Source organism: Kitasatospora sp. NPDC054795 (genome assembly GCF_053611565.1).
Genome location: NZ_JBSHAP010000046.1, coordinates 18,974 through 41,726, shown reverse-complemented (window position 1 = coordinate 41,726; position 22,753 = coordinate 18,974). Strand labels below are relative to the sequence as shown.

The 22,753-nt window shown below is 70.8% G+C and carries 17 protein-coding genes and 1 tRNA gene; 13 read left to right on the top strand and 5 right to left on the bottom strand.

Annotation, left to right across the window (positions count from 1 at the left end; translation table 11 throughout):
• Positions 1 to 475: 475 nt before the first annotated feature.
• Positions 476 to 3,163: a DNA polymerase I gene (gene polA, locus ACWGJO_RS18485; protein WP_452185031.1), complete on the bottom strand. Its 2,688-nt coding sequence runs from the start codon at positions 3,161 to 3,163 to the stop codon at positions 476 to 478.
• 234 nt (positions 3,164 to 3,397) lie between these two features.
• On the opposite strand from polA, the gene ACWGJO_RS18480 reads away from it, so the two are divergent.
• The 6 genes from ACWGJO_RS18480 to ACWGJO_RS18455 all read left to right on the top strand — a co-directional run bounded on the left by ACWGJO_RS18480 (position 3,398) and on the right by ACWGJO_RS18455 (position 10,278).
• The gene (locus ACWGJO_RS18480; RefSeq protein ID WP_452184994.1) at positions 3,398 to 3,898 is read left to right on the top strand and encodes a PaaI family thioesterase; all 501 of its coding nucleotides are present in this window, start codon (positions 3,398 to 3,400) and stop codon (positions 3,896 to 3,898) included.
• Positions 3,899 to 4,510: 612 nt separating this feature from the next.
• On the top strand, positions 4,511 to 5,737 hold the full coding sequence (locus tag ACWGJO_RS18475; protein ID WP_452184992.1) for a branched-chain amino acid ABC transporter substrate-binding protein: 1,227 nt from the start codon (positions 4,511 to 4,513) through the stop codon (positions 5,735 to 5,737).
• A gap of 131 nt (positions 5,738 to 5,868) precedes the next feature.
• Positions 5,869 to 6,798, top strand: a complete 930-nt coding sequence (locus tag ACWGJO_RS18470; RefSeq protein ID WP_359819021.1) for a branched-chain amino acid ABC transporter permease — start codon at positions 5,869 to 5,871, stop codon at positions 6,796 to 6,798.
• Between the two features lie 5 nt (positions 6,799 to 6,803).
• A complete protein-coding gene (locus ACWGJO_RS18465; protein WP_452185029.1) occupies positions 6,804 to 8,735 on the top strand; it encodes a branched-chain amino acid ABC transporter permease in 1,932 nt (643 codons plus the stop codon).
• A gap of 8 nt (positions 8,736 to 8,743) precedes the next feature.
• On the top strand, positions 8,744 to 9,565 hold the full coding sequence (locus ACWGJO_RS18460; RefSeq protein WP_452185028.1) for an ABC transporter ATP-binding protein: 822 nt from the start codon (positions 8,744 to 8,746) through the stop codon (positions 9,563 to 9,565).
• Positions 9,562 to 10,278 (top strand): ABC transporter ATP-binding protein, encoded by a 717-nt coding sequence (locus ACWGJO_RS18455; protein WP_359914214.1) that lies wholly within the window; start codon positions 9,562 to 9,564, stop codon positions 10,276 to 10,278. Before ACWGJO_RS18460 ends, ACWGJO_RS18455 begins: the two co-directional genes overlap by 4 nt.
• A gap of 59 nt (positions 10,279 to 10,337) precedes the next feature.
• On the opposite strand, the gene ACWGJO_RS18450 is transcribed toward ACWGJO_RS18455, so the two are convergent.
• Positions 10,338 to 10,952 (bottom strand): ANTAR domain-containing response regulator, encoded by a 615-nt coding sequence (locus ACWGJO_RS18450; RefSeq protein ID WP_359914233.1) that lies wholly within the window; start codon positions 10,950 to 10,952, stop codon positions 10,338 to 10,340.
• A gap of 142 nt (positions 10,953 to 11,094) precedes the next feature.
• On the opposite strand from ACWGJO_RS18450, the gene ACWGJO_RS18445 reads away from it, so the two are divergent.
• Together ACWGJO_RS18445 and ACWGJO_RS18440 are read left to right on the top strand one after the other, a co-directional pair.
• Positions 11,095 to 11,167, top strand: a tRNA-Leu gene (locus ACWGJO_RS18445).
• Positions 11,168 to 11,286: 119 nt separating this feature from the next.
• On the top strand, positions 11,287 to 12,060 hold the full coding sequence (locus ACWGJO_RS18440; RefSeq protein WP_452184990.1) for a transcriptional regulator: 774 nt from the start codon (positions 11,287 to 11,289) through the stop codon (positions 12,058 to 12,060).
• Positions 12,061 to 12,104: 44 nt separating this feature from the next.
• Here the strand turns inward: ACWGJO_RS18440 and pyk are convergent, their stop codons facing one another.
• Entirely contained in the window at positions 12,105 to 13,535 is a 1,431-nt protein-coding gene (gene pyk, locus ACWGJO_RS18435) for a pyruvate kinase (protein WP_452184988.1), read from the bottom strand.
• A gap of 333 nt (positions 13,536 to 13,868) precedes the next feature.
• Between pyk and ACWGJO_RS18430 the strand changes: the two genes are divergently transcribed.
• From ACWGJO_RS18430 to ACWGJO_RS18410, 5 genes are all read left to right on the top strand, one after another.
• Positions 13,869 to 14,963: a hypothetical protein gene (locus ACWGJO_RS18430; protein ID WP_452184986.1), complete on the top strand. Its 1,095-nt coding sequence runs from the start codon at positions 13,869 to 13,871 to the stop codon at positions 14,961 to 14,963.
• A gap of 8 nt (positions 14,964 to 14,971) precedes the next feature.
• Complete coding sequence (locus ACWGJO_RS18425; protein WP_452185026.1) at positions 14,972 to 16,618, top strand: VWA domain-containing protein; 1,647 nt, start codon at positions 14,972 to 14,974, stop codon at positions 16,616 to 16,618.
• Positions 16,605 to 17,300, top strand: a complete 696-nt coding sequence (locus tag ACWGJO_RS18420) for a hypothetical protein (protein ID WP_452184984.1) — start codon at positions 16,605 to 16,607, stop codon at positions 17,298 to 17,300. The genes ACWGJO_RS18425 and ACWGJO_RS18420 overlap by 14 nt, the downstream gene beginning before the upstream one ends.
• A gap of 264 nt (positions 17,301 to 17,564) precedes the next feature.
• Positions 17,565 to 19,400 (top strand): bifunctional metallophosphatase/5'-nucleotidase, encoded by a 1,836-nt coding sequence (locus ACWGJO_RS18415; RefSeq protein WP_452184982.1) that lies wholly within the window; start codon positions 17,565 to 17,567, stop codon positions 19,398 to 19,400.
• Positions 19,401 to 19,473: 73 nt separating this feature from the next.
• Positions 19,474 to 20,043 (top strand): Uma2 family endonuclease, encoded by a 570-nt coding sequence (locus ACWGJO_RS18410; RefSeq protein ID WP_452184980.1) that lies wholly within the window; start codon positions 19,474 to 19,476, stop codon positions 20,041 to 20,043.
• 58 nt (positions 20,044 to 20,101) lie between these two features.
• Here ACWGJO_RS18410 and ACWGJO_RS18405 read toward each other — a convergent pair whose 3' ends face one another.
• A complete protein-coding gene (locus ACWGJO_RS18405) occupies positions 20,102 to 21,559 on the bottom strand; it encodes an aldehyde dehydrogenase family protein (protein WP_359910239.1) in 1,458 nt (485 codons plus the stop codon).
• A gap of 49 nt (positions 21,560 to 21,608) precedes the next feature.
• A complete protein-coding gene (locus ACWGJO_RS18400; protein ID WP_359910170.1) occupies positions 21,609 to 22,475 on the bottom strand; it encodes a helix-turn-helix domain-containing protein in 867 nt (288 codons plus the stop codon).
• Positions 22,476 to 22,753 lie beyond the last annotated feature (278 nt).

Below are 22,753 nucleotides of genomic sequence, written 5' to 3'. Positions count from 1 at the left end.
ACTGGGCCACCCTTCGAGCCCGGCCACCCGGCGAGCCCGAGCGTCCCGGGGCCCGCGCTCGTCGGACGGCCCGACCTGCGGTTTTCCCGGTGCACGCCGCCCACCCGCGGGTGAACCAGCGGGGACACCGTGGTGCGGGAGGTCCCGGCCGGCACGATCGCGGCGACGATGCCGAGCGGCACCGCCGGCGGCCCCGCCGCGACGGCGAGCAGGATCGCGGGCAGGCGGAGGACGCCGAGCGGCCCCGGAAGGACGAGGGTCGGGAGGGCCTGATCGAGCGCCGGGTGCCTGCGCCCGCGACGCGAGTCGCCGTCCTCTGGCAGGACGGGGTCGGTGATGGAGGGGGTGGTCCGCAGGATGCCTTCCAGGGCCACGGCCCGAAGCTCGGGACCGCCGACCGCTTCCGGTCAGGGTGCCGGGGTGGCGGAACGGGCCCGGACGCTCGCGTGCCCGGGCCCGTGCGACAGCGGTGCCGTCAGTGCGCGGCGGCCTCCCAGTTGGGGCCGACGCCGACCGAGACGTCCAGCGGGGCGCGCAGCGGGTAGGCGCCCGCCATCTGCTCGCGGACGACGGCCTCGACCTGCTCGCGCTCGCCCGGGGCCAGCTCCAGCACGATTTCGTCGTGCACCTGGAGCAGCATCCGGGAGGTGAGGCCGGCCGCGCGCAGCGCTTCGTCCACCCGGAGCATGGCGATCTTGACGATGTCGGCGGCCGAGCCCTGGATCGGGGCGTTGAGGGCCATCCGCTCGGCCATCTCGCGGCGCTGGCGGTTGTCGCTGTTGAGGTCCGGCAGGTAGCGGCGGCGGCCGAGCAGGGTCTCGGTGTAGCCCGTCGCCCGGGCCTCGTCGACGACCCGGCGCAGGTAGTCCCGCACGCCGCCGAAGCGCTCGAAGTAGGTGTCCATCAGGCCCTGGGCCTCGGCGGGCTTGATGCCGAGCTGCTGCGAGAGCCCGTACGCGGAGAGTCCGTACGCCAGGCCGTAGGACATCGCCTTGATCTTGCGGCGCATCTCGGCGTCCACCGCGGCGCGCGGCACCTCGAAGACCTGGGAGGCGACGGTGTTGTGCAGGTCCTCGCCGGAGGCGAAGGCCTGCAGCAGCGCCTCGTCCTCGGACAGGTGGGCCATGATCCGCAGTTCGATCTGGGAGTAGTCGGCGGTGAGCAGCGACTCGTAGCCCTCGCCGACGACGAAGGCGCGGCGGATCGCCCGGCCCTCCTCGGTGCGGACCGGGATGTTCTGCAGGTTCGGGTCCTGCGAGGAGAGCCGGCCGGTGGCGGCGACCATCTGGTTGAAGGTGGTGTGGATCCGGCCCTTGGGCGAGACGGTCTTGAGCAGGCCCTCGACGGTGGTGCGCAGCTTGGCCTGGTCGCGGTGGCGCAGCAGGACGACCGGCAGTTCGTTGTCGGTCTGGGTGGCCAGCCAGGTGAGCGCGTCGGCGTCGGTGGTGTAGCCGGTCTTGATCTTCTTGGTCTTGGGGAGCGCGAGCTCGCCGAAGAGGATCTCCTGGAGCTGCTTGGGCGAGCCGAGGTTGAACTCGTGCCCGGCGGCGGCGTGCGCCTCCTCCACCACGCGCTGGATCTCGGCGGTGAACTGGGCCTCCAGGCCGGTGAGCCACTCGCGGTCGGCGGCGATGCCGTAGCGCTCCATCCGGGCCAGCAGGGCGGCGATGGGCAGTTCCATGTCGTGCATCAGCTCGGCGGCGCCGACCTCGCCGAGGCGGGTGTCGAAGAGCGCGGCGAGGTCGAGCACGGCGCGGGCCTGGAGCATCAGCGACCTGGCGGCGGCCGTCTCGTCCTCCTCCGGTGCGTCGAAGGACAGTTGGCCGCTCTCGGTGGCGGGGGCCGGGGTGAGCGAGCGGGCCAGGTACTCCTCGGCGAGCACCTCCAGGGTGAAGGTGCGGCGGCCGGGCTTCTCCAGGTAGGCGGCGAGCGCGGTGTCGGCGACGACGCCCTCGATGGTCCAGCCGCGCTCGGCGAAGGCGCGCATGACCTGCTTGGCGATGTGCAGGGCCTTGGGGGCGCCGGCGTCGGCGAGCCAGGCGGCGAAGGCCCGCTCGTCCTCCTCGGCGAGCAGCGCCGGGTCGAACCAGGCGGCCGTCTCCCCGGCGGCGAGCGCCACTTCGGTGACCTCGCCGGCGCCGAGCGCCCACTGGTAGACGGCGGCGAGCGCGACGGTGGTCTTGCCGTCGGAGGCGTGCTCGGCGAGCCAGGCGGCCAGGGTGCCGGGGTCGGTGAGGAGTTCGCCGTCCACCTCGACGCCGGGGGCGAGCTCGGCTTCGGCGGTGTCCGAGCCGGTGGTCGGGTCGATGCCGAAGACGCGGTCGCGGAAGTTGGCGTTGCGGAACTCCAGCGACTCCATCAGGGAGCCGACGGCGTCCTTGTCGAACGGCTTGCGGTCCAGGTCGGTGACGCCGAGCGGGAGTTCGACGTCGCGGACCAGCTCGGTGAGCACCCGGTTGCGCTTGACCGAGTCGAGGTGGTCGCGCAGCTTCTCGCCGATCTTGCCCTTGACCTCGTCGGCGCGGGCGACGAGTTCGTCGAAGGAGCCGAACTGGTTGACCCACTTGGCGGCGGTCTTCTCGCCGACGCCGGGGATGCCGGGGAGGTTGTCGGACGGGTCGCCGCGCAGCGCGGCGAGGTCCGGGTACTGGCGCGGGGTGACGCCGTACTTCTCGGCGACCTTCTCCGGGGTGTAGCGGGTGAGCTCGGAGACGCCCTTGGTCGGGTAGAGCACGGTGACGTGGTCGGTGACCAGCTGGAGCGAGTCGCGGTCGCCGGTGACGATGTCGACGTCGTAGCCGGCCGCCTCGGCGGCGGTGGCCAGGGTGGCGATGATGTCGTCGGCCTCGAAGCCCTCGGCCGTCAGCCGGGGGACGTGCATGGCGTCGAGCAGTTCGCCGATCAGGCCGACCTGGCTGCGGAACTCGTCCGGCGTCTTGGCGCGGTTGGCCTTGTAGTCGGGGAACTCGGCGGAGCGGAAGGTCTGCCGGGAGAGGTCGAAGGCGACGGCGAGGTGGGTGGGCTGCTCGTCCCGGACGGTGTTGGCGAGCATCGAGGCGAAGCCGTAGACCGCGTTGGTGGGTTGGCCGGTGGAGGTGTTGAAGTTCTCCACGGGCAGGGCGTAGAAGGCCCGGTAGGCCATCGAGTGCCCGTCGAGCAGCATCAGCCGGGGCCGCGGGCCGGCCCCGCCGCCACCCGTCGCGCCCTTGTCCGTACTCTGCGTAGCCACGTCAACGTCCGTTCCTGCCGATTCCACTACCGGCCACCGATCCTATGGCCCGGCACCGACAAAAAGGACGCCGCGCCGGTTCGGCCACAGCTGCTACCTATGAGTAGGACGGTCGTACGATCACAGGCGGCACATCCCCCAGCAGATCCCACCGGCAGGAGTTCCCCCATGACCGATGCGGCCCCCGGCACCGCACCCCTCGACGCCCCCGGCAGCACGCCCGACACCGCCCCCGTCCTGAACGTCCCGCAGGACGTGCTGGACCACTTCGCCAAGCTCGGCGTGAACCCGGAGACCTTCTCGGGCGGCCACCTCGGCGACAAGCTCGGCATCCGGATCGTCGAGGCCTCCGGCGACCGCGTGGTCGGCACCATGCCGGTGGAGGGCAACCAGCAGCCGTACGGGCTGCTGCACGGCGGCGCGTCGGCGGCGCTGGCCGAGACGCTGGGCTCGATCGGGGCGATGCTGCACGCCGGTCCCGGCCGGTACGCGGTCGGTGTGGACCTCAATGCGACCCACCACCGCTCGGCCACCTCCGGACTGGTGACCGGGGTGGCGACGGCCGTGTTCAAGGGCCGCACCGCGGCCACCTACGAGATCGCGATCACCGACGACACCGGCCGGCGGATCACCAGCTGCCGGCTGACCTGCATGCTGCGCGACCTCTGACGGCGGCTCCGACCGCGCCATCCCGCCCGACAACGTCCGCACGGGACCGGCGAGTTCACTCCGGACAACATCAAGTCCCTTTTCCGCCCCCTTGTTTGACCTTCCGCCACCCTGGGCAGGCGTTGGTCTGGACAAGGGGGCCTTCACATGTCCGGGCGCGGTCGGCGCAAACCCGCCCCTGTAACGCTGCGTAACAAGTAGGAAATCCGATCAATTGCCGGTTCCGAGGCCCGCGGGCGCCCCGGGATCATCCGGTCGCGCCCTCCTTGTCCGAAATCCGGACGCTCAAGGCCGAAAGCAGGGCATCGGACACAGGTGTCCGATTATCGGCGCTGCCAGCTGCAACCCCCATTTCTGGGCCTTACATCGCCCTACCAGCGCGTAAACGCCCGGCATCGCGGGATCGATCGAGCCAGAACGACCACATCGTGAGACAAATGCTCCGTGTGCTCATAACAAGAGAATCACAGCCTGCCCCCAGCACTGCCCGAGCCGCCCAACGGCATCTAGAGTCACGGCCAGTCACCGCGCCATTCGATTGGGCCAGGCCCTCCGCGCACTCCGGCTCCCGCCATTCAGGCGCGGGCGCCTCCTGAACCGAAGGGGACCCTCGTGCGTCATCGTTCAGCAGTTGTCGTGAGCATTGCCGTGATCGGCGCCCTCAGCCTCAGCGCCTGCGGCTCCCGCGGAGAGAAGAAGGCCGACGGCGGCACCTCCAACTCCGGCTCCACCACCGTCGTCATCGGCGTCGACGCCCCGCTCACCGGCGACCTCTCCGCCCTCGGCCTCGGCATCCGCAACTCCGTCGACCTCGCGATCAAGAAGGCCAACGAGGCCAACGAGGTCCCCGGCGTCAAGTTCGAGATCAAGGCCCTGGACGACACCGGCAAGCCCGCCCCCGGCCAGCAGAACGCCACCCAGCTGGTCGGCGACTCCAAGGTCCTCGGCGTCGTCGGCCCGCTCAACTCCAGCGTGGCCCAGTCGATGCAGCAGATCTTCGACGACGCCTCCCTGGTCGAGGTCTCCCCCGCCAACACCGGCGTCGCCCTCAGCCAGGGCGAGAAGTGGGCCAGCGGCGAGAAGAAGCGCCCGTTCACGTCCTACTTCCGCACCGCCACCACCGACGCCGTCCAGGGCCCCTTCGCCGCCCAGTTCCTCTACACCGACGCCAAGAAGACCAAGGTCTTCCTGATCGACGACCAGAAGACCTACGGCGCGGGCCTGGCCGGCACCTTCAAGGGCGAGTTCACCAAGCTCGGCGGCCAGCTGGTCGGCGAGGAGCACGTCAACCCCGACGACCGCGACTTCGCCGCCATCGTCACCAAGGTCAAGAGCTCCGGCGCCGAAGCCGTCTACTACGGCGGCGAGTACCCCGCGGCCGGCCCGCTCTCCCTCCAGCTCAAGGAGGCCAACGTCAACATCCCGCTGATGGGCGGCGACGGCATCCAGAGCGGCGACTTCATCAAGCTCAACCCCAAGAGCCAGGGCGACTACGCCACCGCCGTCGGCCTCCCCGTCGAATCCCTCGACACCGCCAAGAAGTTCATCGCCGACTACAAGACCGCCGGCTACAAGGACGCCTACGAGACCTACGGCGGCTACTCCTACGACAGCGCCTGGGCCATCATCCAGGGCGTCAAGCAGGCCGTGAAGGACAACAACGGCAAGGTCCCCGACCGCAAGGCCGTCCGCGACGCCGTCCAGAAGGTCAGCTTCGACGGCGTGACCGGCAAGGTCTCCTTCGACGAGTTCGGCGACACCACCAACAAGCAGCTCACCGTCTACACCGTCAAGGACGGCAAGTGGGCCGTGGAGAAGTCCGGCACCTTCAAGGGCTGACGCTCAGTCACCACCCGCACCAACAGCGCCACTTCACCACCACCGCGCGCGGGGGCGCCACGAGTGCCCCCGCGCGCACCCACATCCACCACCCACGCGGACACCCCCGAACGCACTACGGAGGCCCAGCGGTGCACGACCTACCGCAGCAGCTGGCCAACGGCCTGATCCTCGGCGCCCTCTACGGACTCGTCGCGATCGGCTACACGATGGTCTACGGCATCGTCCAGCTCATCAACTTCGCCCACGGCGAGATCGTCATGGTCGGCGGCTTCGGCGCCCTGACCGCCTACCTCGCCCTCCCCGGCGGCACCACCCTGTGGCTGGCCCTGCCGCTCATGCTGATCGCCGGCATCCTGGTCTCCACCCTCACCGCCGTCGCCGCCGAGCGCTTCGCCTACCGCCCCCTGCGCAACGCCCCCCGACTGGCCCCACTGATCACCGCGATCGGGCTGTCCATCTTCCTCCAGCAACTCGTCTTCTCCTTCTACCCGGACGCCAAGAAGGCCCGGGTCTTCCCCAAGCTCCCCGGCGACCCGTTCAGCCTCGGCTCCGTCACCATCCAGCGCAGCGACCTCTTCCTGATCATCGCCGCCCCGCTGTGCATGCTCGCCCTCGGCTGGTTCGTCACCCGCACCCGCTCCGGACGCGCCATGCAGGCCACCAGCCAGGACCCGGACACCGCCAAGCTGATGGGCATCGACACCGACCGCATCATCGTCATGGCCTTCGCCATCGGCGCCGCGTTCGCCGCCGTCGCCGCCGTCGCCTACGGGCTGCGCAGCGGCCAGGTCGACTTCCGGATGGGCTTCATCCTCGGCCTCAAGGCCTTCACCGCCGCCGTCCTAGGCGGCATCGGCAACATCTACGGCGCCATGCTCGGCGGCCTCGCCCTCGGCCTCGCCGAAGCCCTCGCCACCGGCTACATCCAGCACCTGCCCGGCATGCACCTCTTCGGAGGCGGCGCCTGGAAGGACGTCTGGGCGTTCGTACTCCTCATCCTCGTACTCCTGATCCGGCCCCAGGGCCTGCTCGGCGAGCGCGTCGCGGACAGGGCGTGACCACCATGACCACCACCCGCACCGAAACGACCCCGGTCATCCCGCTGCCGGCCCGCGCCGCCGCCGCCGTCACCGCACTCGGCGCCCTCGCCACCGCCGCCTCCGCCGCCATGTCCTGGACCTGGACCTCCGACTTCCCCGGCGACCTCACGTACTACGGCTCCCCGGCCGGCCTCCAATGGCTCGCCCTCGCCGCCGGACTGCTCACCCTCGTCCTGCTGCTCGCCGCCCAGGGCGTCCCCGGACTGCGCTGGGCCGCCCCCACCCGCAGCAACAACGCCGTCCTGTTCGCCGCCACCGGCGCCCTCGCCGTCGCCGTCTACGCGGTCGCCGCCGTCTCCGCCGAACTCGGCGGCCTCGCCAACCTCGAACCCGGCGGCTGGGTGCTCGCCGCGGGCGGCCTGCTCGCCGTCCTCGGCGCCCTCGCCCTGCCGCTCGACCGCCGCACCGCCGTCCCCCTGCGGATCCTCGACAAGCGGCTCTTCCTGCTCGTCCCGGTCGCCCCCACCGCCTGGTTCGGCGCCCACGCCGTCCCCTCGGACAAGCCGGTCGCCCCGGTCCTGACCGCCCTCGCCGGCGGCCTCGCCATCGCCGCCGGCGCCGTCCTGCTGCTCCAGCTCGGCCACCTCGCCAACAGCGCACTGCGGCTGGGCCGGATCGACCGCCCGCTGGACGCAGCGCGGGCGCTCCCCTCCTGGGTCGAGGTGCTGCTGATCGTCCTCGCCTTCGGCACCGGACTGCTCGCGATCACCTTCGGCATCGACACCGAGTACGGCGAACTCTTCACCGGCTACCTGCTGTTCGTCGCCCTCGCCGTCCCCGCCCTGGCCAAGTCCGGCCTGCTCGCCCGACTGCGCGCGCTGACCGTCAAGCACCGCCCGGTCACCACCGGCGCCGCCTTCGCCGCCGCCGCCGGCTTCCCGTTCACCCAGACCAGCGACCAGTACACCTCGGTCGCCACCAACATCCTGATCTTCGCAACCGTCGCCCTCGGCCTCAACATCGTCGTCGGCCTGGCCGGCCTGCTCGACCTCGGGTACGTCGCCTTCCTCGGCGTCGGCGCCTACGCCGCCGCCCTGGTCTCCGGCTCCCCCGCCTCGCCCATCCACGTCCAGTTCCCGTTCTGGGCCGCGATGCTCACCGGCGCCGTCGTCTCGATGGTCTTCGGCGTCCTGATCGGCGCCCCCACCCTGCGGCTGCGCGGCGACTACCTCGCCATCGTCACCCTCGGGTTCGGCGAGATCTTCCGCATCACCATGCTCAACCTCAACGGCACCACCGGCCCCAAGATCACCAACGGCTCCAACGGCATCCCCCGCATCCCCGACCTGGAGATCCTCGGCTTCGACCTCGGCAAGCCGCACACCGTCCTCGGCGTCGAACTCGGCCGCTTCTCCAACTACTACCTGCTGATGCTGCTCGTCACCGCCGTGGTCGTGCTGGTCTTCGCCCGGGTCGGCAACTCCCGCATCGGCCGCGCCTGGGTCGCCATCCGCGAGGACGAGACCGCCGCCGAGGCCATGGGCATCAACGGCTTCCGGCTCAAGCTGCTCGCCTTCGCCCTCGGCGCCCTGCTGGCCGGCCTGGCCGGCACCGTCCAGGCCCACGTCAGCTACACCGTCACCCCCGACCAGTACACCTTCGCCGAAGCCCTCCCGCCGAACTCCGCCTTCCTGCTCGCCGCGGTCATCCTCGGCGGCATGGGCACCATCAGCGGCCCGCTGGCCGGCGCCACCCTGCTCTTCCTCATCCCCAAGAAGCTCGAATTCCTCGCCGACTACCAGCTCCTCGCCTTCGGCGCCGCCCTCATCGTCCTGATGCGGGTGCGCCCCGAAGGCCTCATCCCCAACCGGCGCCGGCAGCTGGAGTTCCACGAGGCCGCCCTCCCGGCCCAGGCCACCGGCGAGCCGACCGCACTCACCAAGGCAGGGGCGTGACCGACCCGATGACCACCACCGCCGCACCCCTGCTCGAAGTCACCGGCGTCACCATGCGCTTCGGCGGCCTCACCGCCGTCAACGACGTCTCCCTGACCGTCGGCGAAGGCGAGATCATCGGTCTCATCGGCCCCAACGGCGCCGGCAAGACCACCTTCTTCAACTGCCTCACCGGCCTGTACGTCCCCACCGAGGGCGCCGTCCGCTTCCGCGACACCCTGCTGCCGCCCAAGCCCCACCTGGTCACCCAGGCCGGCATCGCCCGCACCTTCCAGAACATCCGGCTGTTCGCCAACATGACCGTCCTGGAGAACGTCCTGGTCGGCCGGCACACCCGCACCAGGGAAGGCATCTTCTCCGCCATCCTGCGCGGCCCCGGCTACCACCGCGCCGAAGCGCAGAGCCGCGAGAAGGCCATGGAACTCCTGGAGTTCACCGGCCTCGCCGAGAAGGCCGACCACCTCGCCCGCAACCTGCCCTACGGCGAGCAGCGCAAGCTGGAGATCGCCCGCGCCCTCGCCTCCGAACCCGGCCTGCTGCTGCTCGACGAACCCACCGCCGGCATGAACCCCCAGGAGACCCGGGCCGCCGAGGAACTCGTCTTCGCGATCCGCGACAAGGGCGTCTCCGTCCTCGTCATCGAGCACGACATGCGCTTCATCTTCAACCTCTGCGACCGCACCGCGGTGCTCGTCCAGGGCCAGAAGATCGTCGAGGGCGACCGCGAGACCGTCCAGAACGACGAACGCGTCATCACCGCCTACCTGGGCGCCCCGCTCGAAGGCACCACCCCGGCTGTTCCGGAGAACGTTACGGAGACCGACCAGTGACCGCACTCCTCGAGGTCGAGGACCTCCGCGTCGCCTACGGCAAGATCGAGGCCGTCAAGGGCATCGGCTTCACCGTCGAACAGGGCGAGGTCACCACCCTCATCGGCACCAACGGCGCGGGCAAGACCACCACCCTGCGCACCCTGTCCGGCCTGCTCAAGCCCACCGCCGGGCGGATCACCTTCGACGGCCAGGACCTCTCGACCGTCCCCGCGCACAAGATCGTCGCCCTCGGCCTCGCCCACTCCCCCGAGGGACGGCACATCTTCCCCCGGATGACCATCGAGGAGAACCTCCTCCTCGGCGCCTTCCTGCGCACCGACGCCGCCGGCATAACCGCCGACGTCGAACGGGCCTACGGCCTGTTCCCGATCCTCGGCGAACGCCGGCGCCAGGCCGCCGGCACGCTCTCCGGCGGCGAACAGCAGATGCTCGCGATGGGACGGGCGCTGATGTCCCGGCCCAAGCTGCTGATGCTGGACGAACCCTCGATGGGGCTCTCGCCGCTGATGATGCAGAAGATCATGTCCACCATCGTGGAGCTGAAGTCCTCCGGTACGACCATCCTCCTGGTCGAGCAGAACGCCCAGGCAGCGCTCTCGCTCTCCGACCGGGGGTACGTCATGGAGACCGGCCGCATCGTCCTCTCCGGCACCGGGCCCGACCTCCTGCACGACGAGTCCGTCCGCAAGGCCTACCTCGGCGAGGACTGAGCCCGTACACACGTCGAAGGGCCCGGCAGAAACGTTCTGCCGGGCCCTTCCCGTACCACTTACTCGCCCTTGGCCTCGTCCGCCTTCTTGCGGTCCTGGGCCTCGCCCTCCTCGATGACCGCCTCGGCCACCGCGGCCATCGTCATCCGGCGGTCCATCGAGGTCTTCTGGATCCACCGGAAGGCGGCCGGCTCGTTCAGCCCGAACTTGGTCTGCAGCACACCCTTCGCCCGGTCCACCAGCTTCCGGGTCTCCAGCCGCTGGCTGAGATCCCCGATCTCCTTCTCCAGCGCCCGCATCTCGGCGTACCGGGAGACCGCCATCTCGATCGCCGGCACCAGGTCCGACTTCGAGAACGGCTTGACGATGTACGCCATCGCCCCGGCGTCCCGCGCCCGGTCCACCAGCTCCCGCTGCGAGAAAGCCGTCAGCATCAGGACCGGCGCCAGGTGCTTGTCGTGGATCTGCTCGGCCGCGGAGAGCCCGTCCAGCACCGGCATCTTCACATCGAAGATCGCCAGATCCGGCTTCAGCTCCTCCACCAGCCGCACCGCCGTCTCCCCGTCACCGGCCTCACCGACGACGGTGTACCCCTCCTCCTCGAGCATCTCCTTGAGGTCGAGGCGGATCAGCGCCTCGTCCTCGGCGATCACAATCCGGGTGATCTGGGGCATATCGGTCTCAAGCGGCTGCGCCTGCTCGTCGGCGGTGCTCACGGGGCTCCTAGTTCCGGCGGGGTACTGCATGCACGAGGGTACCCAGACACGGTATGTTTGAGACCAGCGGGTCCGAGGTTCAACCTTCGAATCCACGGGCGCCCCGGTAGCCCAGCGGGAGAGGCGATGGTCTCAAACACCATACAGCGTGGGTTCGAATCCCACTCGGGGCACTTTTCCTTCGATCCTTAAGCCACTTAGGGCAACCTAATGGTTGGCGATCTTCATCAATCTGGATGAAAATCGCGGCACTCCCCGGACCCGTCCGTGCGATTCGCACACGCTCGGCCGCATGTACGACATGGCCGCACGCCGACGAGCGCTCGATCTGCACGCCTCCGGACTGACCTTCAGTCAGGTCAGCCGCGCGGCCGGCATCACCCGATTCGCCATCCGCCAGTGGGCGTCCGACGCCGTCCCCAGCCCGCGCATGACCGCCGAATGCCCGCTCCACGACGGCCGGCTCACCCCCTCTCGCCCGCACCCGGACTACGCCTACCTGCTCGGCCTCTACCTCGGCGACGGCTGCATCAGTGAGGGCCGCCGCAGTGTCTACGCCCTCCGCATCGCCTGCTGCGACACCTGGCCCGGCCTCATCGAGGAGTGCGTGCGGGCGGTCTCCGCCGTCATGCCGCACAACAAGGTCAACCGTGTCCACGCGCCGGGCTGTACGAGCGTCGTCAGCACCAGCAAGCGCTGGCCCTGCCTCTTCCCCCAGCACGGCCCCGGCCCGAAGCACCTGCGGCCGATCCTTCTCGCACCCTGGCAGCAGGAGATCGTGGACGCCCACCCCTGGGAGTTCCTGCGCGGCCTGATCCACTCCGACGGCTGCCGCATCACCAACCGGGCGACCAGTACGGTCGGCGGCGCCACGAAGCGCTACGAGTACCCCCGGTACTTCTTCACCAACACGTCCACCGACATCATCGACCTCTTCACCGCCACCCTCGACGCCGTCGGCGTCCGCTGGAAGGCCGCTGCGCGCGCCACCGGCGCGACGAACATCTCCGTCGCCCGCAAGGACTCCGTCGCCCTCATGGACGCCCACATCGGGCCCAAGTACTGACAGCGGCGCGGCCCGTCCGAGGAAGGGCCGCGCCGCCGGGAGCCTCAGGCGTCCAACGTCCCCACGTGGTGGACGCGGACGAGGTTGGTGGAGCCGGCCAGGCCGGGGGGCGAACCCGCCGTGATGACGACGATGTCGCCCTTCTGGCAGCGGCCGAGCGACAGGAGTGCCGCGTCGACCTGTTCGACCATCTGGTCGGTGGTCGGGGCGAACGGGCCGAGGAAGGTCTCCACGCCCCAGGTGAGGGCGAGTTGGCTGCGCACGGCCGGTTCGTAGGTGAAGGCGAGCACCGGGATGGGAGAGCGGTAGCGGGTGAGCCGGCGGGCGGTGTCGCCGGACTGGGTGAAGGCGATCAGGTACTTGGCGTGCAGGAAGTCGCCGATCTCGGCGGCCGCGCGGGCGACGGCGCCGCCCTGGGTCCGCGGCTTGCTGCCGGTGATGAGCGGCGGGAGGCCCGCGGCCAGGATGTCGCTCTCGGCGGCCTCGACGATCCGGGCCATGGTCTTGACGGTCTCGACCGGGTACTTGCCGACCGAGGTCTCCCCGGAGAGCATCACCGCGTCCGTCCCGTCCAGGACGGCGTTGGCGACGTCGGAGGCCTCGGCGCGGGTCGGCCGGGAGGTGTTGATCATCGAGTCGAGCATCTGGGTCGCGACGATGACCGGCTTGGCGTTGCGGCGGGCGAGCTTGATGGCGCGCTTCTGGACCAGCGGGACCTGTTCGAGGGGCATCTCCACGCCCAGGTCGCCGCGGGCCACCATGATCCCGTCGAAGGCGTCGACGACGGACTCCAGGTTCTCCACCGCCTGCGGCTTCTCGATCTTGGCGATGACCGGGACCCGGCGGTCCTCCTCCGCCATGATCCGGTGGACCTCCTCGGCGTCCCGCCCGCTGCGGACGAAGGAGAGCGCGATGAGGTCGGCCCCGGTGCGCAGCGCCCACCGCAGGTCGGCGACGTCCTTGTCGCTGAGTGCGGGGACGGAGACGGAGACGCCGGGGAGGTTGAGGCCCTTGTGGTCGGAGACCAGGCCGCCTTCGATGACCAGGCAGCGCACGTGCGGCCCGTCGACGGCGACGACCTCCAGGGTGACCCGGCCGTCGTCGACCAGGATGCGCTCGCCGCGGCTGACGTCTCCGGCGAGCCCGGAGTAGGTGGTTCCGCAGCGGTCCTTGTCCCCCACGACGCCGTTGTCGGTGGAGATGGTGAACTCGTCGCCGCGTTCGAGAAGTACGGGTCCATGGGCGAAGGTGTCGAGCCGGATCTTCGGGCCTTGAAGGTCGACGAGGATGCCGACGCTGCGGCCGGTCTCGTCGGCGGCCTTGCGGACGCGGCGGTAGCGTTCCTCGTGCTCGGTGTGCGAGCCGTGACTGAGGTTCAGTCGGGCGATGTCCATCCCGGCGTCGACCAGGGACTTGATCTGGTCGTACGAGTCGGTGGCGGGCCCGAGGGTACAGACGATTTTTGCTCGGCGCATAGTGCTGAGACTAGGCATTACCGGCGCGTAACCACGACGCGGGTCCGGACTGCGGGATGACCTTTGCGGTAAGGCGAGTTGAACAATCTGACACATCCTCGGACCGCTGTGCGAGCGCCCCGCTCCACGTCGCTGCCGCGCGCCGCCCGTACGCCTCCCGCGCCTCCCGCGCCACCTGCCGATGCGATTCCGTGAAGGGGTGTTCACCCCTGGTTCACCGCTGCTTCCGCCACCGCTCCCCGCCCGGCGGGACGCTCGTCACCCCCGGGTGGATGCCGGGGCGCTCCGGGTCACCACCCGGACGATGGAGCGGACGAGGGGGAGGCGTTCGGCATGCGACGCGCACTGGGGGTGGTTGCGGCCCTGGCCCTGCTGGGCGGGGTCGCCTTCGCGCTGATCCCCGACGACCCGAAGAAGGACACCACCGAAACGGTCACCGTCACCGGCCTGATCGGCTCGGAGAAGCGCGCCTTCTTCGAGAACGACGACGTCAAGGCCGAGTTGGCGAAGCAGGGCCTGGTGGTCCGGACGGACTCCACCGGCTCCTGGACGATGAGCGACCAGGCGGGCAGGACCCCGGGGCTGGACTTCGCCTTCCCGGCGAGCTCGGCGCCGGCGCGGGAGATCCAGCGCATCTGGAAGCTGCAGGACTCCCCGATGGTCCCGTTCTACTCGCCGCTGGTGATCGTGGCGCACGAGCCGGTGGCCAAGGTCCTGAAGGAGAACAAGCTGGCCGACCTGGACACCGCCACCGGTGTCTGGACGTTCCGGATGGACGAGTACGTCAACGCACTGAAGGGCAACCGCCGTTGGGAGGACCTGACCGGTGCGGGCGCCCATCCCGAGCTGTCCGGCCAGCTCTTCGTGACCACCACCGACCCGGAGAGTTCGTCCTCGGGCGCGATGTACCTCGCGCTGCTCTCCTACATCGCCAACAACCACCAGGTGGTGTCGGACGACGCCGGCGTCGCCGCCGTCAAGGACGTCCTGTACAAGGCGAACGCGCTGCAGGGCATCCAGAAGAGCAGCAGCGACGAGCCGTTCCGGGACTTCGGCGCGGGGATCGGCAGCCCGCTGATCTTCGCGTACGAGTCGCAGGCCGCCGCCCTGTCGCTGCAGGGCAAGCCCACCGGGGACATGGTGGTGCTGTACCCGGACACCACGGTCTACTCGGACCACACCGTCGTGGCCCACACCGACAACGGCCGCAAGCTCGCCGACGCCCTCCAGAACGACGAGGTGCTCCGCGGCCTGGAGGCCCGGTTCGGGCTCCGGCCGCAGGCCGCACCGGAGGCCTTCGCGAACCTGATGCGGGAGAAGAAGCCGACTTTCGCACCCGATCTGACCGCGGCCAAGGTCAAGCAGGCGACCCTGCCCTCGCTGGACAACCTGCTGAAGCTGACCACCGCGGCGAAGGGGACCAAGTGACCATTCCGATGAAGCACCGCGGCTGGCTCACGGCCGCGCTGGCCGCCGTGCTGGCCGCGGCCACCGCCTGCACCTCCTCCGGTGGCGGCGACAACCCCGCCCCGAAGCCCACCGATCCGCCCGCCGAGACCGCCCGCCCCGGCGTGCTGCGTGTCCTGGCGGGCAGTGAACTCCAGGACCTGGCACCGGTCCTGGAGGATGCCCGGAAGGCCACCGGGGTGACCGTGCAGTTCTCCTGGACGGGCACCCTGGACGGCGCCGACGCCGTCTCCTCGGGCCGGGCCGACGGCAAGTACGACGCCGTGTGGTTCCCGTCGAACCAGTACCTGCGGCTCGATCCGGCCGGCAGGTCCAAGGTGGTCTCCGAGACCCCGGTGATGGTGTCGCCGGTGGCGATCGGGGTGCGTTCCTCGGCGCTCGGCGACCTCGGCTGGGGCGACGGTTCCAAGGTCACCTGGGCGCAGGTCGGCGCGGCGGCGGCGGCCGGGAAGCTGCCGTACGGGATGGCCGACCCGTCCCGCTCCAACTCGGGCTTCTCCACCCTCGTCTCGGTGGCCTCGGCCTTCTCCGGCGCGGGCGCGGCGCTGACCGACGCGGACGTGCAGAAGGCGGGTCCGCAGCTGAAGGAGTTCTTCAAGGGCCAGAAGCTGACCTCGGGCTCCTCCGGCTGGCTGGCGCAGGCATACGCCCGGGCCGAGTCGGGCACGGTGAGCGCGCTGGTGAACTACGAGTCGGTGCTGCTGTCGCTGAACCGGACGCTGCCGCCGCAGCAGCAGCTGACGGTGGTGCGGCCGGCGGACGGCGTGGTGTCGGCGGACTACCCGCTGTCGCTGATGTCCTCCGCCGCGCAGGAGCAGCGGGACTCCTTCCAGCGGCTGTCCGCGTACCTGCTCAAGGAGGACGTGCAGAAACGGATCTCCGAGACGACGCTGCGCCGACCGGTGACGGCGGGCGCGGCCCCGGCCGCCGGGCTGCCCGCGGACCGCCGCCGGGAGCTGCCGTTCCCGGGCACCCGGGCGGTCGCGGACGGCCTGCTGGCCTCGTACCAGAACGAGCTGCGCCGCCCGTCCAGGACGGTCTACGTGCTGGACACCTCGGGCTCGATGGAGGGCCCGCGGATCGCCGCGCTGAAGAGCGCGCTGGGCCGGTTGACCGGGGCGGACGACACCCGCGGGACGCGCCGTTTCCGGGACCGCGAGGAGATCACTCTGCTCTCCTTCGCCTCCGCGGTGAAGTGGACCAAGACCCACGTGGTGCCGGCCACCGGCGGTCAGCCGGGCCCGGAGACGGAGCTGGCGTCGATCGACGCGGACGTGCAGTCGCTGGCCGCCTCGGGCGGGACGGCGGTGTACTCCTCGCTGGAGGAGGCGTACCGGGTGATCGAGCGTCAGCAGGCGGCGGCCGGCGACGACCGGTTCACCTCGATCGTGCTGATGACGGACGGGGAGAGCAACGCCGGTGCGACGGACGGCGACTTCAAGCGCTTCCACGACGCGCTGCCGGCCGGGGAGAAGTCGATCCCGGTGTTCCCGATCAAGTTCGGGGAGGCGGCGGTGGGCCAGCTCCAGGGGATCGCGGACCTGAGCGGCGGAAAGCTGTTCGACGGTACGGGCTCGCTGGACGGGGTGTTCGAGGAGATCCGTGGCTACCAGTGACGGGTTCGGCCCCCGGGTGCTGCGCTACCTGGAGTCGGCCCGGAACCTGGTCGGCTGCGCCGGCGGCGCGGTCGGTCTGGGGCTGCACTTCGCCGGACTGGGCGGGGTCTGGTGGCCGGGGGTCGTGGTCGGGCTGTACGGGGTGGGCGCGCTGCTGACGCCCGCCCCGGGGCCCCGCGAGGGGGCCGGGATCGGACCGGGGCCCGGGGCGGGCGCGGGGATCGGCACCGGAACGGGCACGGGGACGGCCCTCGGCGGCGCCGAGGCCTCCGGGGCACACGCGCCGGAGGGGGCACACGCGCCGGAAAGGGCGCACCCGCCGGAAAGGGCGCACCCGCCGGAAGGGGCGCCCGCGCATGGGCGCGGGGAGCCGGAGCACGGGGAGCCGAGGCCCCCGGCGCCCGAGCGGCCCCCCGCGCCCGATCCGGAGCTGGTGGCGCTGGCCGCCTACCTGGACAGCGTGCCGCTGCCGCCCTCCGCCGGGGTGGACGGCCTGCTGGCGGCGCTGCGGGCGGCCGGCCCGGGCCCGGTGGCGGAGCTGATCGTCCGGCACCGGCTGCCGGTCGCGGTGGCCGGTTACCTGCGGGCGCGGACCTGGCAGCCGTGGGCGGGGCCGGACGATCCGGACCCGGCGCTCCGGCTGGGCCACGAGGTCGACCGGCTCATGGGCGAATTGTCCTGACCCACCGTCCGCCGGCCGGCCTCCGTCCTCCGTCTTCCCACCTCCACCGGCCGGCCCTACCACCCAGGACCTCCCCCGTTCCCGTCACGAACGAGTCGCCAAGATCTCACCTCTTGGACAGGTCCGGGGGCTATCCACCACCCCGGGCCGCACGGCACACTTCTACGCGCGTCCTTCTACGCGCGTCGACGCGTACTCGCGCACTTGCCAACGAATGCCAGTTGACGGTCCATCCGCCGTCGTTCCCACTCGGGAGAGTCGTCCATGCCCCTGAACCGCCGTGACTTCGTCACCCGGTCCGCCGCCACCGCCGCCGGCGCCGCCCTGGCCGGTGGCGCCACCCTGGCCGCCGCTCCCTCCGCCGCGGCCGCCCAGCCGGACACGGCGGCCGCCAAGGGCCAGCAGCGCCAGCCGAACAAGCAGGCCTTCACCGTCATGGGCACCACCGATCTGCACGGCCGGGTGCTCAACTGGGACTACTTCACCGACGCCGAGTACAGCGACAAGGCCCACAACGCGGTCGGCCTCGCCAAGATCTCCACGCTGGCCAACCAGGTGCGCGAGGAGAAGGGCTGGAACCGCTGCCTGCTGATCGACTCGGGCGACACCATCCAGGGCACCCAGCTGTCCTACTACTACGCCCGGATCGAGTCGATCGACACCGAGGCCGACACCGTGCCGGACCACCCGATGGCCGTCGCCATGAACCTCATGGAGTACGACGCCGCCGCGCTCGGCAACCACGAGTTCAACTACGGCATCCCGCTCCTGAAGGCCTACCAGGACCAGCTGGAGTTCCCGCTGCTCGGCGCCAACGCGCTGAACGCGAAGAACGAGAAGCCGGCCTTCAAGCCGTACGTGATCAAGGAGCTGCGGCTGGGCGGCGGCCGCCCGGTGAAGGTCGGCATCCTCGGCCTCACCAACCCGGGCATCGCGATCTGGGACAAGGCCAACGTCAGCGGCAAGATGGTCTTCCCGGGCATCGTCGAGACCGCCGCCGCCTGGGTGCCGAAGATGAAGGCGGCCGGCGCGGACGTCATCGTGGTCTCCTCGCACTCCGGCTGCGACGAGGCGACCACCTGGGGCGACCAGCTGCCCTGGGCCGAGAACGCCTCGGTGGCCCTGGCGGAGACCGTCCCCGACATCGACGCGGTGCTGGTGGGCCACGCCCACAAGGAGATCGCGCAGCGCCTGGTCGTCAACAAGAAGACCGGCCGGACGGTCGTGCTCTCCGAGCCGCTCTGCTACGGTCAGCGGCTGACCTGCTTCGACTTCGAGGTCGAGTTCGCGGCCGGCGCCTGGAAGGTCTCCTCGGTCTCCGCGCGGCTGCTGAACTCCAACACCGTGCCGGAGAACCCGGAGATCACCAACGCGATCGCCGGGCAGCACAAGAAGGTCGTCGCGTACGTCAACCAGAACATCGGCACCAGCAAGATCGAGCTGTCGATCGCCGACGCCCGCTTCAAGGCCACCCCGATCATCGACCTGATCGGCAAGGTCCAGGCCGACGCCGTCAAGGCCGCGCTGGCGGGCGGGCAGTACGCCAAGCTCCCGGTGCTGGCCCAGGCCGCCCCGTTCAACCGCACCGCGCTGATCCCGTCCGGCCAGGTCAAGCTGCGCGACGCCGCGGGCCTCTACATCTACGAGAACACCCTGGAGGCCCGCGTCCTGACGGGCGCCCAGCTCAAGGACTATCTGGAGTACTCGGTCAAGTACTACAACCAGCTCGCCCCGGGCGCCCCGGTCGACAAGGAGGCCCTGACCGGCGCCGAGGCCACCCCGGACTACAACTACGACTCGGTCTACGGCCTGAGCTACGACATCGACATCGCCCAGCCGAAGGGCTCGCGGATCGTCAACCTGTCCTTCCAGGGCAAGCCGATCGACCCGGCCGCCGAGTTCGTCCTCGCCGTCAACAACTACCGGGCCAACGGCGGCGGCAACTTCCCGCACGTCGCCAAGGCCAAGATGGTCTGGTCGAACTCCGACGAGATCCGCAACACCATGATCGCCTGGGTGAAGGCCAAGGGCACCATCGACCCCGCCGAGTTCTTCACCGACTCCTGGCGCCTCGTCCGCGCCGGCCAGCCGGTCTTCTGACCGACGCCCCCGCCGAAAGGCCGTCGCCCCGCCGGCGACGGCCTTTCGGCCTGCCCGGTGGAAGAATGGCGCCATGAGCGAGTTCCAGATCCCAGACCGCCACGCCCGGCTGCTGGCCTACGCGCAGAGTCTGACGCCTCCCAACGGGTGGAAGATCGAGATCTCCGGCGACGAGATCATCATGATGGCCGGCCCCTCGGTGATCCACCAGCGCAACCTGCTGCTCATCCGCAGGCAGTTCGAGGCCCACGAACCCGCCGACCTGATGCCGAGCGAGAACACCGACCTCGCCTCCCCGAACGTCGGCAAGTTGCGCAACCCCGACCTGACCTACATCCCCCTCTCGGCACTGGAGGAGGGCGGCAACCAGGTCCCCGCCGAGCAGGCGGCCATCGCCGTGGAGATCGTCTCCCCGTCGAACCCGGAGAACGACCTGGTCGGCAAGGTCCGCGACTACCCGCTGATGGCCATCCCGCTGTACCTGGTGATCGATCCGCGCGAGGGCGACCTGACGCTCTACTCCGAGCCCTCCGGCAGCGGCTACCACCAGCGGTGGAACGGCAAGTTCGGTGACCGCGTCCCGCTCCCGGCCCCCTTCGGCTTCGAGCTCGCCACCGACGCCCTGCTCCGCTACCCCGCCTGAGACCACGGGCCTCCCGGCGGCTGCCGCCGGGAGGCCCTCCGCGTCTCGGAACCCCCGGTCAGAACGGGAAGACCGCGCGCTCGTGCTGGACGGAGATCCACTTCAGCGTGGTGAAGGCGTCCACCGTGGACTCGCCGTTGAGGCGGCCGACGCCGGAGTTCTTCTCGCCGCCGAAGGGCACGCCCGGCTCGTCGGCGATGGTGCCGCCGTTGACGTGGATCATGCCGGTCTCGATCCGCTGGGCGAGCTTCACGCCGCGCTCGACGTTCGCGGTGTGCACCGCGCCGCTGAGTCCGAACGGCGTGTTGTTGGCGAGCCGCACGGCCTCGTCCTCGCCGTCGAAGGGCACCAGCAGCACGACCGGGCCGAAGAGTTCGTTCCGCAGGATCGGCGCGTCCTCGGCGAGGCCGGTGAGCACGGTCGGCGCCATCAGGCTGCCGACCGTGGTGCCGCGCAGCAGCGCGGTGGCGCCGGCCGCGAGCGCCTGGTCGACCTGGGCGTCGAGGGCGCCGGCCTGGACGGGGTTGATCAGCGGGCCGATGTGGGTGGCCGGGTCCCTCGGGTCGCCGACGGTGAGCGAGGCGACCTTGGCGACGAACTTCTCGGTGAACTCGGCCTCGACGCGGCGGTCCACCAGCACCCGGTTGGCGGCCATGCAGACCTGTCCCTGGTGGACGAAGCGGCTGAACACCGCGGCGTCCACGGCGTGGTCCACGTCGGCGTCGTCGAGCACGATCAGCGCGCTGTTGCCGCCGAGCTCCAGGACCGTCCGCTTGAAGTGCGCGGCGGCGACGGTGGCGACGTGCCGGCCGATCTTGTCGGAGCCGGTGAAGGAGATCACCTTGGGCACCGGGTGCTCCAGGAAGCTGTCGCCGATCTCGGCGATGTCGGTGATCACCACGTTCAGCAGCCCGGGCGGCAGCCCCGCGTCCTCGAAGAGCTTCGCGATCAGTCCGCCGCCGACGACCGGGGTCTCCTGGTGCGGCTTGAGGACGACGCCGTTGCCGAGCGCGAGGGCCGGGGCGACGGCCTTGAGCGCCAGGAACAGCGGGAAGTTGAAGGGGCTGATCACGCCCACGACGCCGACCGGCAGCCGGTAGAGCCGGTTCTCCCGGCCCGGGGCGGGCGAGGCCAGCAGCCGGCCCTCGGAGGCCACCGACAGGTGCAGGCACTCCCGCAGCACGTCCTTGACGAGCGACAGCTCGAAGCCCGCCTTCAGCGCGGTGCCGCCGAGCTCCGCCATGATCGCCGGGACGATCTCCGGCTCGCGCTCCTCCAGCAGCCGCAGCGCGCGCTCGAAGACCAGCCGCCGCTGGTACGGGTTGGCGGCGGCCCATGCCTTCTGGGCGCGCTCGGCGGCGCGGTAGGCCCGGTCGACCTCGGCGCCGGTGGCGACGGTGATGGTGGCGAGCTTGTCGCCGGTGTAGGGGTCGACGTCGACGATGTCCCAGGAGCCGCTGCCGCTGCACCACTCGCCGTCGATGTACTGCAGCGCCAACTCGGAGAAGTACGACATCTGTTCCCTCTCATACACCGACCTGATGGGAACTCATCGTACTGACGGATTACAACTCCTGGCGCATCGCGTACAGCAGGTTCCGGGTCGGTTCCGGGCTCAGGCTGTCCGCGACCAGGTCGTCCATAGCGTGCCGGTACTCGGCCACCTCCGCGGGCTTGTCGAGGTAGAGCGCGGTGGTGAACTGCTCCAGGTACACCACGTCGGCCAGCTCGGCCTCGGCGAAGCCCAGGACGGTGAAGGCGCCGCTCTCCGCACTCAGCCCGGCGTTGCCCAGCGGCAGCACCTGGAGCCGGACGTTGGGCAGCTCGCCGAGCTCCAGCAGCCGGTCCAGCTGGCCGCGCATCAGCTCCGGCCCGCCCCAGGGCCGGCGCAGCGCGGCCTCGTCCAGGACGGCGACCAGCTGCGGCGCCCGCTCGGCGGTCAGCACCGCCTGCCGCTTGAGCCGTACGTCGACCCGGCGCTCGATCTCCTCCGGTCCGTGGACGTGGCCGCCGGCGGTGACCACGGCCCGGGCGTAGTCGGCGGTCTGGAGCAGCCCGTGGACGAACTGGACCTCGTAGCTGCGGATCTCGGCCGCAGCCTCCTCCAGCCCCAGGTAGTTCTGGAACCAGCCGGGCAGCACGTCCCCGTACTCGTGCCACCAGGAGCTGACGTTGGCGTCGCGCAGCAGTCCGAGGACGGTGGCCCGCTCCTGATCGGCCTCGACCCCGTACAGGGTCAGCAGGTCGGCCACGTCGCGTTCCTTGAAGCCGACCCGGCCGAGCTCCATCCGGCTGATCTTGGACTCGGAGGCGCGGATCGAGTACCCGGCCTCCTCCCGACTGACGCCTCTGGCCTCGCGGAGCTTGCGCAGCTGGGTGCCGAGCAGCAGACGCCGTACGGTGGCGCCCCCGCCTGCCTGAGTCGTGCCCATCGAAGTCGTCCTCCGCACTCGCCCAGCCCCCCGGCCGTCGGCCGCAGTCTGCCACTTGGCACCGACGAACAACAGCCCACTGTGCGGGATCCCGCCGGGCGGATCACGGCTCCGGACGTTTGTCCGGGAGTCGCCGCGGCCCCGGGCGGTGTCCGGGTCGTCCCCGGCCCGGAGCCCCGGGCCCCGAGCCGCTGCTCCCGGCGCCGGACGGCCGTCGGGGAACGCGACGGCGCCCGCCCTCCAACTGGTCGGGGAAGAGGGCAGGCGCCAGGAGACCG